The organism is Catellatospora sichuanensis, assembly GCF_007483665.1.
Taxonomy (GTDB): Bacteria; Actinomycetota; Actinomycetes; order Mycobacteriales; family Micromonosporaceae; genus Catellatospora; species Catellatospora sichuanensis.
In genome coordinates, this window is record NZ_VIQO01000043.1 from 1 (window position 1) to 15,831 (window position 15,831).

Annotated in this window: 15 protein-coding genes and 1 pseudogene; 8 read left to right on the forward strand and 8 right to left on the reverse strand. The window is 66.8% G+C overall.

The genetic code is table 11. The annotated features are described in order from the left end of the window. From FLL47_RS43795 to FLL47_RS39215, 3 genes are all read left to right on the forward strand, one after another. Nucleotides 1–189: hypothetical protein (locus FLL47_RS43795; RefSeq protein ID WP_222106409.1), on the forward strand; the 189-nt coding region annotated here is incomplete at its 5' end. Between the two features lie 185 nt (nucleotides 190–374). Continuing rightward, entirely contained in the window at nucleotides 375–965 is a 591-nt protein-coding gene (locus FLL47_RS39210) for a TauD/TfdA family dioxygenase (RefSeq protein ID WP_144127755.1), read from the forward strand. Then, entirely contained in the window at nucleotides 965–1,936 is a 972-nt protein-coding gene (locus FLL47_RS39215; RefSeq protein ID WP_144127756.1) for a DUF3811 domain-containing protein, read from the forward strand. The genes FLL47_RS39210 and FLL47_RS39215 overlap by 1 nt, the downstream gene beginning before the upstream one ends. A 322-nt stretch (nucleotides 1,937–2,258) precedes the next feature. On the opposite strand, the gene FLL47_RS39220 is transcribed toward FLL47_RS39215, so the two are convergent. The 5 genes from FLL47_RS39220 to FLL47_RS39240 form a co-directional block, all read right to left on the reverse strand. Next, nucleotides 2,259–2,783, reverse strand: coding sequence for a hypothetical protein (locus tag FLL47_RS39220; protein WP_144127757.1), 525 nt, complete (start codon nucleotides 2,781–2,783; stop codon nucleotides 2,259–2,261). Further along, nucleotides 2,776–3,531: a hypothetical protein gene (locus FLL47_RS39225; protein ID WP_144127758.1), complete on the reverse strand. Its 756-nt coding sequence runs from the start codon at nucleotides 3,529–3,531 to the stop codon at nucleotides 2,776–2,778. Before FLL47_RS39225 ends, FLL47_RS39220 begins: the two co-directional genes overlap by 8 nt. An 80-nt stretch (nucleotides 3,532–3,611) precedes the next feature. Beyond that, nucleotides 3,612–4,136 carry a hypothetical protein gene (locus FLL47_RS39230; protein WP_144127759.1) on the reverse strand — a complete coding sequence of 175 codons (525 nt, stop codon included), beginning with the start codon at nucleotides 4,134–4,136 and terminating at the stop codon, nucleotides 3,612–3,614. Nucleotides 4,137–4,369: 233 nt separating this feature from the next. Further along, nucleotides 4,370–4,843 carry a hypothetical protein gene (locus tag FLL47_RS39235; protein ID WP_144127760.1) on the reverse strand — a complete coding sequence of 158 codons (474 nt, stop codon included), beginning with the start codon at nucleotides 4,841–4,843 and terminating at the stop codon, nucleotides 4,370–4,372. Nucleotides 4,844–5,030: 187 nt separating this feature from the next. Continuing rightward, on the reverse strand, nucleotides 5,031–5,225 hold the full coding sequence (locus FLL47_RS39240; protein WP_144127761.1) for a hypothetical protein: 195 nt from the start codon (nucleotides 5,223–5,225) through the stop codon (nucleotides 5,031–5,033). 690 nt (nucleotides 5,226–5,915) lie between these two features. Between FLL47_RS39240 and FLL47_RS39245 the strand changes: the two genes are divergently transcribed. Together FLL47_RS39245 and FLL47_RS39250 are read left to right on the forward strand one after the other, a co-directional pair. Then, the gene (locus FLL47_RS39245; protein ID WP_144127762.1) at nucleotides 5,916–6,371 is read left to right on the forward strand and encodes a hypothetical protein; all 456 of its coding nucleotides are present in this window, start codon (nucleotides 5,916–5,918) and stop codon (nucleotides 6,369–6,371) included. 374 nt (nucleotides 6,372–6,745) lie between these two features. Then, nucleotides 6,746–7,162, forward strand: a complete 417-nt coding sequence (locus FLL47_RS39250; protein WP_144127763.1) for a DUF3224 domain-containing protein — start codon at nucleotides 6,746–6,748, stop codon at nucleotides 7,160–7,162. A gap of 246 nt (nucleotides 7,163–7,408) precedes the next feature. Here the strand turns inward: FLL47_RS39250 and FLL47_RS43450 are convergent, their stop codons facing one another. Beyond that, a complete protein-coding gene (locus tag FLL47_RS43450; RefSeq protein ID WP_186316195.1) occupies nucleotides 7,409–9,259 on the reverse strand; it encodes a hypothetical protein in 1,851 nt (616 codons plus the stop codon). A 165-nt stretch (nucleotides 9,260–9,424) separates the two neighbouring features. On the opposite strand from FLL47_RS43450, the gene FLL47_RS39260 reads away from it, so the two are divergent. Then, the gene (locus FLL47_RS39260) at nucleotides 9,425–11,209 is read left to right on the forward strand and encodes a potassium channel family protein (protein ID WP_144127764.1); all 1,785 of its coding nucleotides are present in this window, start codon (nucleotides 9,425–9,427) and stop codon (nucleotides 11,207–11,209) included. On the opposite strand, the gene FLL47_RS39265 is transcribed toward FLL47_RS39260, so the two are convergent. Beyond that, a complete protein-coding gene (locus FLL47_RS39265) occupies nucleotides 11,121–11,885 on the reverse strand; it encodes a phospholipase A2 (RefSeq protein ID WP_144127765.1) in 765 nt (254 codons plus the stop codon). The genes FLL47_RS39260 and FLL47_RS39265 overlap by 89 nt on opposite strands. Nucleotides 11,886–12,179: 294 nt before the next feature. Then, nucleotides 12,180–13,385 (reverse strand): annotated as a pseudogene (locus FLL47_RS39270) (DUF4032 domain-containing protein); the annotation flags it as partial. A gap of 122 nt (nucleotides 13,386–13,507) precedes the next feature. Between FLL47_RS39270 and FLL47_RS39275 the strand changes: the two are divergent. Together FLL47_RS39275 and FLL47_RS39280 are read left to right on the forward strand one after the other, a co-directional pair. Further along, entirely contained in the window at nucleotides 13,508–14,830 is a 1,323-nt protein-coding gene (locus FLL47_RS39275) for a trypsin-like serine peptidase (protein WP_144127767.1), read from the forward strand. Nucleotides 14,831–15,032: 202 nt separating this feature from the next. Then, nucleotides 15,033–15,707 carry a phosphatase PAP2 family protein gene (locus tag FLL47_RS39280; protein WP_144127768.1) on the forward strand — a complete coding sequence of 225 codons (675 nt, stop codon included), beginning with the start codon at nucleotides 15,033–15,035 and terminating at the stop codon, nucleotides 15,705–15,707. Nucleotides 15,708–15,831 lie beyond the last annotated feature (124 nt).

Sequence of the window (15,831 nt, forward strand, 5' to 3'; positions counted from 1 at the left end):
AGTGAACACCACCACGACACCATGAACACCAAGCCCTGCCCGCCTCCGGCGGACAGGGCTTCACCATGCCGCTACAAGCTCACCAGCAACGACGCCTACATGCTCACCGCGAACGCCGCGCAACACCCCTGTGCGACGCGTGTTCCGAACGAGGTTTCCCGCGCTGATGTAAGTGTCGTCTTGATATGAGATCTTGCGTGTGATCTGTGTGCGATCCGGGTCGGCGCTGGCCAGGCAGGAATGGTGCTTTCTCCCAATAAGTCCTGACGCCTGGCCTGCACTAACCGCACGTTTGCTGCTCAGCCTCAGTCGTATGGGTGCTGCCGGACGCCCTGGTCAGCGCCGTAAAGTCTGCTGGCGCAGGGAGGTCACCGATGATGAGTTGGCGCGACGAGCTTGAGGCGCACGGCTGGGCAGTACTCGACCACATTGCCGCGCATGATGTCGCATCGAAGCTCGGCCAGGTCTCGCCGCCGATGCGACTTGAGCCCAAGGACACTGACGATGCCCGGCCGTGGAGCCTGTCGGGCGTTTACGGACTCGGGGCATTCCCCTGGCACACCGACGGAGCGATCTCGTCGAACCCGCCGCGGTGGATGCTCCTTCAGACGATCGAGCTGTCGGACCCGACGTGGACCGAGCTGCTTGCCCCGGTCCCCGACACACTGGCTGGCCTGCGGCGAACCACGCTACGGGCTGTGGACCGAGCGGGCCGCGTAAGCTACCTCCCCGCCGTCGTACCTCTCGGCGACGGGAGGCTACGGCTGCGGTGGGATCCCCGCATCTGCACCCCTCGCACCGGCCTCACCGTCGACGAGGTAGAAGGCCATGTGCCGACTGCTCGTGTTGAGTGGCAGCCTGGCCGGCTTCTCGTCGTCGACAACTTCCGGATCATGCACCGCCGCCCCGCCGTTCACGGACAGACCAAGCGCTTGTTGGAGCGCACCTACGCATGGGATCGCTGATGTGGGATTACGACGAGTTTGTCGGTAAGGCACAGGTCTACTTTGAACGCGCCAGAGAACACCCGAAGGCCGAGAACGAGGTCATAGCGATCTGGCTGCTTCTGGGACTTGAGTTCCTGCTCCGCGCCCCGCTGGCGAAGATCCATCCCGCCCTGTTAGCCGAGCCGGACGCAGTCATGCACGCAGCCGGGTACCCCGGTTCGGAGGGTGCCGAACCGAAATCGATCCAGACTAAGACCGTCGTATCGCGCCTTACGAGAATCGTTAGCACGTTCACTCCGGAAAGAGAAAAGGATGTGGCGATCCTAACCAACCTGCGCAACAAGGAGCTACACAGCAGTTCCGTTGCAGTGGGCGTGGATCTTTCTTTCTGGCTACCGCGGTTCATGCAAGTCGTCGACTCGCTCTGTACCCATCTCGGGATCAAGCCCGAAGACCTTCTCGGCCGCGATCTGGTGGCCCATGGTCGCGCTCTCGTCAACGCAGAGAACCAGAAGGTCAAGGCGGAGGTCAAGAGAAGAATGGATGCCTGCGAGAACCTTTACGGCCAACTCAGGCCTGAAGAAATCAAGGCTCGACGCCGCAATATCCCGGATCCCTCTGGCATGCTCACGCCACTGTTCGATCTGGGTGATCATCCAACTCACGAAGCGGGTTTGGCGTGGCACAAGATCCGGGAGGAGAGCGGCACCGAACCAGAGATCGACATCTGTCCAGCGTGCGGTGAAAAAGTGGCGATCCGTCTAACGCTGGTGAGGACCACAAGTGAGCGCATCGAGGAAGAGTCGATCTTCCGCGACGTTGTGTACGTGGCTTCAGAGATGTCCTGTGCCGTTTGCGGTCTCCGGCTCAACAACACTGCTGAGATCAGCGCGGCAGGGCTTCCGCAGCAGTACACCCGCGCGGAGGAGGAGACGCTGGAGGACAGGTACGCCGGCATGTATGACGGGCCGGACTACGGCAACGACTAACCGGGTGACCTGAGCGATCTGCGGAGACGGCGCGTGTGTCGATGTGATGCCCTCACCCGCACACGCGCCGACTTGTTTCCATAGGAGCATCGGGGAGCTAGGCGCAACAGGGCCTTGCCGATCTCGCGACACACGCTTCTAGGATACGTACCGGTGCCGGGTTTCCGGCTGAGCCGGCAGTGAAGTGCAACAGCACCGGCCGAGGTCAACTAGTGCCGGACCCGTCCAGCTCCGAAAGGAATCATGGCCCCGACCATTCTTATGGTCGAAGCCATGTTTCTACCTGCACTAGCTTTCGCATATGCATTCGTAGGCGTTTCTACTACCGTGAACGCAGCGTGCCAAGCCCTGCTGTAAATGTAGCTGTCATCGGCGAACTCTCGCCCTGTTGTAGCAGGCCCAAGGTAATCGAGCCCAATGCCAGTCGTGATGTAACTGACTGAAGTGCCTCACGTACGTAAGGGAAGACAACGAAGTAGCCGACCTGCTCAATGAACAGCTCAACCGTCTTAGTGGGGGTCCCGTCAGCATCGTCACAGACGAAGGATGCGACTAAGGAAACCTCAAGATTTGCTAGAGTCTCGTTGTCAGAGTCGAGCACTTGCGCGGTGAGGTCGTAACGGCAGTCAAAAGTTCCACCCGGCCTCAAACGCACTGTAGGGACAACTCGCATATTGAGATTGCTGACGTCCCGCAAATCTTCTTCTAGAACTTCGCCGTTTATTCGTAAGAAGCGTACGCCAATGAGGTCTGTCTTGCGAACAAAATCCGCAAGCACCTCCTCGACGCCAGCTTCGTTCTCGCCCGTCGGTTCCTGGTCGAGCGTGTCAGCCGATCCGCTACCCATTCGCTACTTCCCCGCGCTCAAACGTCGCGTGATTATCGATAAGTGCGCTTGCCGCGCGCGTTGCCTCGCCCAGCAACACTCGTAGTGGCAAGAGCACGTCGTGGTTACTGCGCGCTGGGCGGCCATGAATATCGCCAACGAGCTTCCATCTGACGTGCCGAGGTAGCGAATCGTTCAGCGGCACTCTTGCTGTCTCAGTCGATTGGCTGAAGCTGACATGGTTCTCGATCGGGCTGCCGAGAAGCTGCCATTCGGTATCGAGGTGTTCATGAATACGCTGCAGCGCTGCGTTCAGTGCGACAGTTTGGTGCCGGCTTAGGACTCGTTCCTCCTCCTCAAACTTGTAGTAGCTGTGCAGCCACTCGTAAACATCCGCCCAACGCCATATACGTCGAGATCGATCGCCAACTCCTGGACTCCCGACGCTAGCCGGGAAGTGCCCAGGCCCTCGTGTGCCCTCTACCCAGGTTCGGACGGTTTCTCGCTTTACGCCGAACCGTTGGGCGATGTCAGACGTGTTGACTAGATCTTGATCGACCTCTCGAACTCGGGCACCAAGATGATTCTCGATGCGCCGTGCGGTCTCCACGGCCAGACCGATCGGATCTGTCACGTCTGAGTAGATGACAGCAAGTACCCGCCCACCGACTTCGGTCCAGACCAGGTCGCTGAGGTGCAGCCCGATCACGCCGATGGTCGTGTCGTCGCTAAGATCGACGTCGATCACTTGTAACGGGATGCGGTACACGGCTCTCACCACCTCGCATCTGAGGATTTAGCATAGAACGCGGTGTTGGCATCTGCCAACAGGTTACTTTACGTGTTGATTCATTGCTTGCCTTCGGTCAAACGACTACGAAGCGCGACCAGTCGCGCCACCAAACCGTCCAAGTGTGCTTTGAGCGTTCGGCGGGGGGCCGCCTGGCCTATCTTCCTGATCTCCGTTCGGGCAGACTGCACCGTGTCCTCGACCCGCGTGACGACATCGTCTGACGCCGGCGAAGTCAGATCGACGACTTCGTCACCCAAAAGGGTTTGCGCGGCCTCGGCGGCCGACTTGGCGTCAAGCTCAAAGCCATCGGCTTCGGCAAAGAGGTGATTGATCTCGTCGGTGCACTCGGAGAGGCACTCGATCAGCTCCTCTGCACGCGCGTAAGCTGCATCAGCGCGCCCAAACGATACGTCGCGGTCTATCAGTCTGTGTGCGGCTTCGGCTAAATTTTCGGCCTTGCCGAGAAGGAGCTCTGCTTCGACGATTGAGCTCCTTCGGTCGCCGTGTTGGCAATTGCGAATTTTCTTCGAAAGCTCGCGAGCGACGCTCTCGCCACCGACACCAGACGAAAAAATGATCATTGAGCAGGGTCGATCTTGCTTTGCCGGGTGGGAGCACGAGACTTTTAACGCGCTATGCCCGCTGAAGGGCAGGCAAAACCATCCGGCACGGCGAGCCATCCTGAGGGCTTCCCTGAACCATGGCTTATCATGATCGGGCCAATCCTCTGTTGCCCCAAGCCAAGAATCTTCATTGCTGGGTGCCACGTGTCACCTCGCATGGAGCAGACAGCGAGAACGGGGAATCCATCGTCTCATGGGCCGATCGGAGCTACCTGCCGGCCCTTGAGTGGACCGGAAGTGGTGCAAATTGGACCGTACGCGGTACACCACGCTTCGATGGAGGTCCGGCTCCAGTACAGCCGGTTCAATATCAGAGTGGCTGAGGGGAAAGGAACGTTGGCGGGTTTGCCTCGAGAAAGCCAACCTGTCACCGTCTTGGGCTTAACGCCTGCAATTGCCGCTGCGCCGGCGACGTCCACCCAGCAGTCATCTGGGCCTAAGTCAGGTAGACCTAGCAGGCGCCCTGCTGGAATATCCGCGTTGTTCCGAGCGGCCTCCAGAAGGAACGCATACTGCGCATCGAGCGAGGTGACCTCGCGGTGTGATGTGGGCTTGTTTGGGCTGTTTTTCTGCCAGACCTGCACGCAGGCTTGCAGCAAGTGTCCGCGTTGAAGAGCCTTGCTCTCCTGCCATATTCGGGCGAGCGGCTCGTCGTTGCTGTCCATAATGTCTCCAGTCTCTGACGTCGCGTACTCAACAGCGATTGCGGCACGCGGTTACGCAGTTTTGAAACTGTGACAGATATGCGACAGTCTAATTTGGAGCTAAATATTGACATCAGGTTTTTACATGAACTACTGCCGGGGAGTTCTGGCGCCCGGCAGTAGTTCATGTAAACCTAGCTACGTACGGTCAGACGATGTGAATTCGCTCGCGCTCCCCGTCTTTGTTGACCACTGTCAGGCTTCCCCCGCCTTGTTCTACGAGCTCATTAATGAGACTGTAGACAAGGAGCGCCCTATTGATCACGTCCGTGCGGTTGTCGCCAGTCAGCTCTGTTGAGCGCTCAAGAGCTCCGTAGGCGCGTGGTGTGAGGTTGACGGTCACCCGTACAAGCTGATTCCCGCCCCCACCGCCTGCTGGTGGATCATCGTCGGGGTTCCGGCGATCCGCTGTTGCTGGCGGGGGGCTCTGTCTGGACGCGCCGCCCCTGCCCGGCTTCGCGTCGTTTGAGAGATCGTCTGTACCCGCGGGGCTTAGCACGCCTCCGGATCTCATGTTCAGCTCCCCTCTGTGTCGCAGTCATGCGGAGCGTTGGTCTTACGTACTCGCGCGAGCCGTGCTTCCTGGAACTCATCGCTCGGTCCGACGACATAGTCGACCCAGTCTCGCGTCATGACATTGCATGCATATTTAGAGTACGCCAGTTCCGCGTACGTGAACGATAGGCAGTTTTTTTTCTCACGTCGACCCCTTGTGGACCGCGTCACCCCAACCGATCGGTTGATTGACGCCCGCTATGTCCGTTTTGTTGTTTCTTCTTCCATACTACTGTTGCAACGACCGGTTAGTAACTCGGGGCACGCTCGGTTGTGCGTCATGTATGAGATACCCGCTGATTACGTGTTGTGCTGCATGCGTACTTGTGATGAACCCAGTGTGACTGTTTCCCGGTCCGCTCCTGTACGCTGTCGGCGGGCTGATCACTCTCACCCGGACCACCTCCCGGAGCATCAGACCCACCATGTAGGTGCGGGCGCGCATGATGCGGTGTTCGCGTAGCAGAAGTGGATCTGCATGGCTAAGGCACGCCAAACTGGCCCGGTCGAGGTAGACCTAACGGCCAGCCCCCTCGAGGGCACCCCGAGCGCGCGGGGCAAGGGGCGCGGCATCACCGCGCAGTTCCGGGTCACCCTGTGGCCGCCGCGTGTCAGCCTCGGCATGAAGGACAGCGAATCGCACACCGCTGCCAGCTGGGGCTTCTTCGTCCGCACCCTCGCCGTGATCGCGACTATGGGTGCAGTCGGCTGGATCTGCAACTGGGCTCAAGCGGACGGCAACCTCGTCGCGATCTGCGCCCTGGGCTCTGGCATCTTGTCCGCAGCAGTTGCTTTTGGCTTCCTGCGGCCTCGCGGCCGCAAGGTCGACCTGGGCGAGAACCTGGACTCGTCGTACTACGAACTCGGCATCAGCCAGGCTCCGCGGCGGGCCACGCAGAAGCGCAAGGCTAGCAAGACTAAGCGTCGTCGGTAGCGGACTAGCTAGCTGGGTCAACAAGCGAGGAGCGGGTGTTTGTGCTTCCTGCCATGCGGCAACGAAGGACAAACACCCGCAGCACTTGCTGACAAAGGCTTGGCTCACTCTTTGCCGCATATCCTACCTGCCTCGACCGACTTGGCGGGTCTGCTGTGTACAGCAGCGATGTACAGCAACGCCAGTGACCGCAGTTGCCCTGCGTCAGCCGGGAGCGCGCGCCTGACCTCGTGGCCAACCGCCATCAACCTTCTCGCGGCTAATCGGAAGGTTAGGGGTTCAAGTCCCCTGGTCGGCTCCAACGACACAGCTCCCGCCGACGCCTGTCGCAAATCTTCAAGACCGCGCCGGCGACCGGAAATACGGTTTCGGGTATGACGGATCCGAACAGCTCAGCTCCGACCGCCGCACGGACGCTCATCGCAGAGTTCGAGGTCACCGGCTGGGACCCGAGTGTCTACGACGAACCCGGCGACGGCCCGGCCCTCGCGCGGGTCACCGTCCGCAAGAACTTCCGCGGGGTGGTCGACGGCGCCAGCGTCGCCGAAGTGCTCACCGCAGCCGGCCCGGACGGCCGGGGCTACGTCGCCTCCGAGCGCTTCTCCGGAACCATCGAGGGCCGGGCGGGCACGGTGGTCTTCCAGCACTGGGGGCTCGACGACGGCGCGGCTGCCCACACCTTCGGGCACATCGTGCCCGGCTCGGGGACCGGACAGCTCGCCGGGCTCACCGGAGAGGTCACTCTGGAGCACGACGAGTCCGGCGCTCGCGTGACCCTCGTGCTGCACTGACGGCGAATGCGCGCTCCGCTCATCCGGGTCGTCGTGGCGTGGGCTGGTTGGGCTCGGGCCGCTCGGACAGTCGTGCCGGCGGGGCGGTCATGCGTCGAGGAACGGTCGGCAAGGTCGTCGCGGTCGCGAAGGACGTGCCTGGGGTGGGTTCGGTGCTGCCGAAGGCGCCGTGACCGGCGGGAGAGTGGCGGTCGACGTGGGAAGGGGCGGATGCGTGTCGCATCCGCCCCTTCGCCCGTACACCTGTCAGACGAGCGTGTCGCTCTCCAGCGGCAGCAGGCCCGCGGCGGTGCCGACCAGCGGCAGCGCGCGGAGCACCTCCATGGAGGTGGTCATGTTGCCCAGGATCGGCAGGTCGTTGACGAGCGGCAGCTGGCCCAGCAGGCTGCCGAGCGGCAGGCCGCTGAGTCCGCCGGCACCGTCGGCACCGCCGGTCAGGCCGCCGGTGAGCCCGCCCAGCAGCGGCAGCTCGCCGAGGCCGGGCAGGCCCGCCTCGGTGGTCGCCGACTCCGCGTACTCCGCGTCCTCGCCGGCGATCGGGCGCTCGGTGGCCCGGTGCCGGCCGACGTGCTGGGGCTGAGCCAGCGTGGTCGGCGCGACGAGCTGCTGGCCCACCGGCAGCTGCGTGTCGAGGCGGGGCTCGGAGTTCAGCAGGTTCGCGCCGCGGCCCGGGCTGGCGCCGGACAGCCCGCCGGTGAGCTTGCCCAGCGCGTCGCCGACGATCGGCAGCGAGCCGACCACGGGCAGCGAGGTGCCGGGCTTGCCGCCCTGCACGATGCCGCCGGTGAGCATGCCGCCGACGACCGGGAGCTTGGTGACGGTGTCCAGGCTCAGCTTGCCGTTGGCCAGGTCGCGTACGCCGGGCAGCTGCTTGGCGATGTCGCCGACGACCAGGACGCTGTCCAGCGGACCGCCGTTGCCCAGCACGCCGTCGAGGATCGGCAGCTTGTCGACGAACGGCAGACCCTCGGCTGTGGGCAGTCCCTCGGTCGCGAGCAGGTCGTCGCCGACGTCCTTCTGACCCATCGCGTCGGCGATGAGCGCCGGCACGATCTGCGAGGTCGCGTCGGCGACCTGCTGGGACAGCGCCGGGTCGAGTGTGATGCCCTGGCTGTCGGACGGGTCGAGCGCGTCGGTGTCGAGCAACGGGTCGACGACGTTCTGGCGCATCAGCATGCCGGACGGCATGCCGGTGGGCGCTTCATCGACCCAGTCGCCGAAGGTGTCCTGGGTGATGTCGCCGTCGGGGGCGGCCGGTGCGGGCGCCGGCGTGGGCTGCAGCCCAGCCAGGTCGTTGCGCTCGCCGGTGAGGTCGCCGGTCAGGCCGCTCAGGGCGTCGCCGCCGGTGAGCCCGCCGGTGAGGCCTGCGAGCGGGTCGGCGGCCCGGCTGCTGCCGGTGAGGCCGCCGCTGAGCCCGCCGGTCAGGTCGCCCAGGCCGCCGGTGAGGCCGCCGAGCGGGCCGCCACCGCCGGTCAGCCCGCCCAGCGGGCTGCTGTCCCCGCCGAGCAGTCCGCCGGTGAGCCCGCCCAGGGTGCCGCCGCCGTCGGCGCCGCCCATGAGGCCGCTGGTGAGGCCGCCGAGCGGTCCGTTGGACAGCCCGCCGAGCGGGCTTCCGCCGGGCTGAGCACCGAGCAGGCCGCCGAGCGGTCCGCCGGAGAGCATGCCGGTGACGCTGTCCAGACCCGGCAGCCCCTCCTCCTTGGTGGAGCCGTTGAGTAGGCCGGTCGTGCTGTTGAGCAGGTCGGTGCTAGGCAGCGCGCGGGTCAGGTCCGGCACCTTGCCGGTGAGCGAGATGTCCTGCACCCCGGGCGCGTATGCGGTGACCCCGAGGTCGCCGGTGCCGCGCGTGATCGAGAGCGGGCCGTCCGCGCGCAGCCCTGCGTTCAGCCTCGTGTCGGGCATGTCGATCGACAGGCCGAGGTCGTGCAGGCCGCCCGTCGGAGAGAAGAGGTCGGCCACCAGCCCTCGCATGGCCTGAAGATCGGCGGTCGGCTGGGCCTCGGTGACCGTTTCAGCGTGCGCAACGCCATTGCCGAGAAGCATGACGCCGCCCGCCACGCCCACGGCGCCGACGGCACGGTAGAACCACTTGTTCATGTCCATCCATTCGATTGCTGACCGGTGCACCCCGAAACGCAGGGTGCTGCTTGGTGCACTCGTCTGAAGAAGCAACGACCAAAAGGGGCATATCGTCGCGGGAAAGGCATGTCTGGCGATCCCTCAGGGGTGGTACGGGTGGTGCGTGGTCGATAGCATCCGGGCGTGCTCACCCCCTCTTCGGTCGTGGCCAACCTCCGTCGGGCCCGCAACAACCACTTCGTCGTCAACGGCTCCGACGGCCTGGCATACCGCCTGGCCGAGCAGCTGACCACGCGCTACGGCGTGGACGTGGTGGTGTTGATGACCCCCGATCAGCGGCGCGACGCCCGCGACTTCAGCGAGCTGCCGCGGGTCCGCGTGGTGGTGGTCGACCGCGTCGACGAACGCGCCCTGGTCAAGGCTGATGTCGCCACCGCGATCGGGCTGGCGCTCACGGTCCAGGACGACGTCGGCAACATCCACGTCGCGCTGCAGGCCCGCGACCTGGTGCCGGGGCTGCGGTTGGTGGTCCGGATGTACAACTCCCACCTGGGCCGCGGCATAGAGGAGCTGCTCGGCAACGCTCGGGTGCTGTCCGACGCCGAGATCGCGTCACCGGCCCTGGTCGCGCTGGCCCTCGACGAGGTCAACGCGGTGCCGCTGCCCGTCGGCGGCCGTACCCTCGTGGTCGCCCGGCGCTCGGACGTGGCCCCCGACGACGTGGTCTGCGGACTGGTGGACACCACCACCGGCGGCACCGCGCCGGACCTGCTGCCCGCCGATCCGGGACGCGCCGACCTGGTGCTGGCCGAGGCGCGGGTGAGCAGCGGGGTGGCCGACAGCGTCGCCGACACGGTGACCACCGTCGCCCGCACCGTGCGCCGCAACGCGCGCCGCTGGCGGCTGCCCGCGGTCGTGGACACCGCGAAGACACTGATCTCGCGCCAGTTCCGCATCGCGGTCGTGATCGTGCTGCTGATCCTGATCGGCGCGGGCTTCGCGTTCGCGCGCACCCGGCCGGAGGTCGCCTCCTTCTGGGACGGCGTCTACGTCACGCTGGTCAACGCGCTCGGCGGACCGCAGCTCGACGCCGACATCCCCGGCTGGCAGCAGGTGCTGCAACTGCTCGTCGCGCTGGCCGGGCTGGCCCTGGTGCCGCTGATCACCGCCATGGTCGTGGAGGGCGCGGTCAACGCCCGGCTCGCGGTGGCGCAGGGGCGGTTGCGGCTGCCCGAGGAGGGCCACGTCGTGCTGGTCGGCCTAGGCAACGTCGGCACCCGTGTGCTGCGGCTGCTCCACGACCGTGACATCCCGCTGGTCGCGATCGACGTCAAGGAGGAGGCGCGCGGTGTGCCGCTGGCCCGCGAGCTGGGCGTGCCGCTGATCATCGGCGACGCGAGCCGGGAAAGCACGCTGCGCTCGGCCCACGTGCAGACCTGCCGCGCGCTGATGACGCTGGCCAGTAACGACGTCATCAACCTGGAGGCGGCGCTGCACGGCCGCAACCTGCAGCCGAAGCTGCGTGTGCTGGTCCGGCTGTTCGACGGAGACCTGGCCGCGCGGGTACGCAAGACGTTCAGCATCCGGTTCACCCGGAGCGTGTCCTACCTGGCCGCGCCGGCCTTCGCCGAGGCGCTGATGGAACGCGAGGTCATCGGCACCATCTCGGTCGAGCGACGGGTGCTGCTCGTCGCGGAGGTGGTGGTCGGCGCGGGCTCCCCGCTCGCCGGCCAGCGGGTGGCCGTGGTGGACACCGCCGGGGCGGTACGCGTGATCGCGCTGGCCGAGTTCGGCGAGCCCCGCCCGCTGTGGCGGCCGGCGCCCAACCGGGTGCTCCAGGCCCGTGACCGGATCACCGTGGTGGCCAGCCGCGACGGGCTCAGCCGGCTGATGCGCCAGGTCGCCGGAACGGGCGCAGACGACGACGCCGACCCGGTCGCGCAGGGCGCAGGCGCGACCGCGCCGTGACCAGGCAACCGCCGCCGGCCAGGGCCAGCAGCACCAGGCCGGCGGTGCGCGGCAGCCCTGACGTGTCGACCGGCGGCCCGGAGACCTGCCGCCACGAATTGAAGCCCACGCCCGCGGCGAACAGGGCGACGGTCGCGTCGCAGCTGGCCGGGGTGGAATCGGCGGCGCACTGCAGCCGCAGGTCATGATCGAGCAGCAGGTCGATGTCGGCGCGGGCTGCCGGGTCCAGGGGCGCACCCCGGCGCTGCGCATACCGCAGCATGTCGTAACCGAAATCGTGGGCCTGGCAGGCCACCGCGAAATCGAACGGGCGGCCCTCGCCCGGCACCGAGCACGAGCCGTTCGGGTTGATCACCCGGAGTGAGCCGTCGGCCAGCCGCGCGGTACCCGGTGTGTAGTTCATGACCTGGGGAAAGTCTTCCGGAACGGCGGACAGGTCGCCGACGGCGAGCGCCTGGATCGTCCGGGTCGCGGCGGCGTCCGGGCCGATCTGCGCGTTGCCGGGTGTCGCGACGGTCAGCGCCGCGGCGATGCCGACGCCGAGCACCAGCAGCGAACGCAGCCAGCCCGGCAGCCGCCGACGGCCGGCGGGCGGCAGGCGGCGTGTCCGGCCGTCGGGCCCGGCCCGCTCGGCGGAGAGCCTGGCGAGGGCGGCCAGGCGCGTCGGTGATCGCATCGTCGCGACCCTTTCGCTGTGCACGGCCCGGCGGGGTGGCACGCCGTTCGGCAGAGCGGCGAGTCCGGACCGGGCGGCCACGCTACCTGCAGTTTTGCTGATCGCCCAGCTCCGTCACCCACCCGTGTTCAATAGACGCTGGCCTATCACATCGAGAATTTTTAGATCAAACTCGACGTAATAGGCCAGTGTCTATGCAAAGCGAGGTCAGCGGACGGCGGGATCGGTGTCGAAGTCCTCGTCCTCGGCGACGTCGTCGTCGGGGATCAGGTCGGGGTCGGGCTCGTCGTCCGGGTCGTACCCGAGCACGGCCTGCTCGTCCGGCCGGTGCACCAGCACGTCGTTGAGGAACGACTGCACCGCGGGCGCGAGGCCCACGTCGCGGCCCGCGTTCTCGCTCAGCGTCCACCGGTGCTCGATGATCTGCACGAACAGTTCCGGCGGCTCCAGCTTGCCGCGCAGGTGGGCCGGCACCGCGCGGATCACCGGCTCGAACACCTCGACCAGCCAGCGGTGCGCGGCCTGGGACTCGTCGGGCAGGTCCTCGGACTCGGCGCGGTACGCGTCGAGGTCGTTGAGCAGCGCGCGGGCCTGGTTCTCCTCGGCGTCGAGACCGGTCAGGCGCAGCAGGCGGCGGGTGTGGTGACCGGCGTCGACGACCTTCGGGCGCAGCATGATGCTGCGGTGCCCGCCCTCCTCGACGACGGACATCGACACCTCCTCGACGTCGAAGCCGAGCTCGTTGAGGCGGCGGATGCGCTTGTCCATCTGGCGGCGGGTGTCGGTCTCGACCGCCTGCTCGTGGGTCAGCTCGTGCCACAGCGTCTCGTAGCGGCGCACCACCTCGTCGGAGACGTGCTCCGGGTCGATGCCCTCGTGCAGCAGGCCCGCGGCCTGCAGGTCCAGCGCCTCGCCGAAGATGTTGGTCCGGGCGATCTCCAGGTCCTCGCCGCGCTGGCCGGGCGACAGCCGCAGGTGCAGCTGGCCGGTCTCGGCGTCGACCAGGTACGCGGCGAACGCGCCCGCGTCACGGCGGAACAGCGTGTTGGACAGCGAGCAGTCGCCCCAGAAGAAGCCCAGCAGGTGCATGCGCACCAGCAGCGCGGCGAGCGCGTCCAGCAGCCGGTTCATGGTGTCGGGGCGCAGCGTGTGCGAGAACAGCGCCCGGTACGGCAGGGAGAACTTGAGGTGCCGGGTGACCAGCACCGGTTCCAGGTGCTCGCCGTCGGCGGCGATCCGGTCGGCGACGATCGCGACCGCCTCGACCGACGGGGCGCTGATCCGCTCCAGCGCGCGGAGGAGGTCGTACTCCCGCTCGGCGATCTTCTCGCGGGTCTCCTTCACCGCGTACACGGTGCCCTGGAGTTTGACGAAGCGGACCACGTGCCGCGAGATGCCCTGGGGCAGCGCGACCAGGTGGTCGGCCGGCCACTCCTCCAGCGGAGTGGACCAGGGTAAATCGATCAGGGCAGGGTCGACGAGAGCCGAGGTGATCCGCACGCGAACAGCCTACGGATTCGCCCACACCTGCCGCGAATCCTCTGTTCGGCCGAGGCACCCGCCACAGCGCTGCGTCGTTGCACGTAGGGAGCTTGTCCGGAGTTGTTCAGGAGGCTGGTCGCATGCGCCGTACGGTCGCGCTGGTGATGGGAATCTCTGCCGTGTTGGCGCTCACCACGGCAGCGGGCGCCGCGGTGCTCGGCGAAGGATCCCCGCCCGCCGCCGGGTCGGACGCTGCCAGGTCGATGATCACCGCAGTACAGACCGCCGAATCGCCGGCCGCGGGCGAGGCCGCCGCGCCGGTCGCGGCGAAGGGTCCGGACGCGACGGTACGCCAGGCCGGCCGGGCCGAGGCGGGTCGGCTCGAAGCCGCGCACGCGGTGCTCGGCTACCTCGGCGCGGACCGCAGCGCCACCCTGCGCTACCCCGGGGCCGAATACGTCAAGGTGCACTTCTCGCAGCTGCTGCTGCTGCCCGGCGACTACCTGACGGTCAGCGACCCGAAGCGGGCCGAGGTGCACCGCATCGACGGCGACGCGGTCGGCTCGGTGCTCGGCACCGCGGGCCGCTGGGCGATGTCGGTCACCGGGGACACCGCGTTGGTCGAGCTGCACAGCTCGAACCTCGACCTGCTCGGGCTGGGCGGGGCCGTGGCGCGGCTCGGCGTCGTGATCGACAAGGTGAGCCGCGGGCACACCGAGCCCGAGCGGGCCGCCGCGTCGGAGTCGTACCAGCAGGCCAAGCGGGATGCGGCGCGCACCGGCCGGGAGGAGACCGTATGCGGCTCCGACCAGAAGGCCGATGCGGTCTGCTACCGGGCCACCGAGCCGGTGGTCTACCGGCGCGCCAAGGCCGTGGCCCGGATGCTGATCGGCGGCGTCGAGCTGTGCACCGCCTGGCGGGTCGGGCCGCGCAACCTGCTGCTCACCAACAACCACTGCGTCGCCGACAAGAGCGAGACCAGCGACGTCGAGGTGTGGTTCAACTACCAGTGCGCCGAGTGCGGCGGGTACGACGTGTTCCGGCCGACCAAGGTGTGGCTGAGCGAGCTGGTCACCACGGACCGCACGCTCGACTTCAGCCTGTTCTCGGTGACCGACTTCGACCTGGTGGAGAAGTTCGGCTACCTGGAGCTGGACCTGCGCCGCCCGGCCAAGGGCGAGGAGCTGTACATCCCGCAGCACCCGGCCGGCGCGCCGGCGATGGTGGCGATCAGCAGCGACCGCGACCGGGCCGGCAACTGCGCGGTCGAGGACAGCGGCTACGACGGGTACGCCAAGGACACCGACATCTCCTACTACTGCGACACCGAGGGCGGCTCGTCCGGCTCGCCGGTGCTGTCCCGGCGTACGGACAAGGTCATCGCGCTGCACCACTTCGGCGGCTGCCCCAACTCCGGCGTCCGCATGGAGCTGATCGGCAAGAAGCTCGCCGAGCTGCTCTGACGCACCTCGGGTTGCCATGGACGCCGGCCTATGACATCGAATTCGATCGCGGGATCTTCGATGAGATAGGCCGGCGTCGTCGTCTGGGCACAGATGCGGCGGCGTGGCACGGTGCCGGGTTCGGGGGCCGGTGTGGTGGAGATCGTGTGGTGGGCTGGTGCGGGCCTGCGGTTTCGCGGGGCCGGTCAGGCATAGTGGGCCGGTGCGGATTCCGACGCGGCGGCTGAGCCGGTTCGACAGCTGGTGGTGGGACGTCGCCCTGGTGGCGGTGCTGGTGCTGATCACGGCGGCGGCGGCGCGCGGCGTGACGGAAGGGCTCGACCTGGGCGTACGCGACTGGGTGCAGAGCCACCAGCCGGGCTGGGCGCACGTGGTCGCGCGGGTGCTCAACTACCTCGGGCAGGGCTGGCTGGTGATGTGGATCATCACGGGCGGGCTGACGGTGACGCTGCTGGTGCGCACCCGGGACCCGCGGGTGCTGCTGCCGGGGGTGACCGGGTTCCTGCTGACCTACCTGACGATCGGGCCGCTGAAGCTGTGGACGCACCGGGACGCGCCGAGCAGCGCCCTGCCCAACGCGGTGGAGCTGTTCAACCCGCTGGCGGTGGTGTACTCGAACTCGTACCCGTCCGGGCACGTGGTGAACGCGATCGTGTGGTGGGGCGTGATCGTCATCCTGGCCTCGCGGCTCTGGCGGCTGCCGCCGACGCTGGTGCGCTGGATGCGGGTCGCACCGCCGGTGATCGTCCTGTGCACGACCACGTACCTGTCGCACCACTGGGTCACCGACGGGCTGGCGGCGCTGGCCCTGGGCCTGCTCCTGGACCGGATCATCCACCGGATCGACTGGGACGCGATCCTGCCTCCCGCGCGCTGACCCGACGTGACCTCGTCTTCCGTTCATCCGCTGTCAAGAAGGTGCCCTTCCTTCACGCAGAGCGTGCTGAGCTTCTGCTCGTCTCGCCGACGCGGGCCAACGAAGGTGCCCTTCCTTTCTTCGA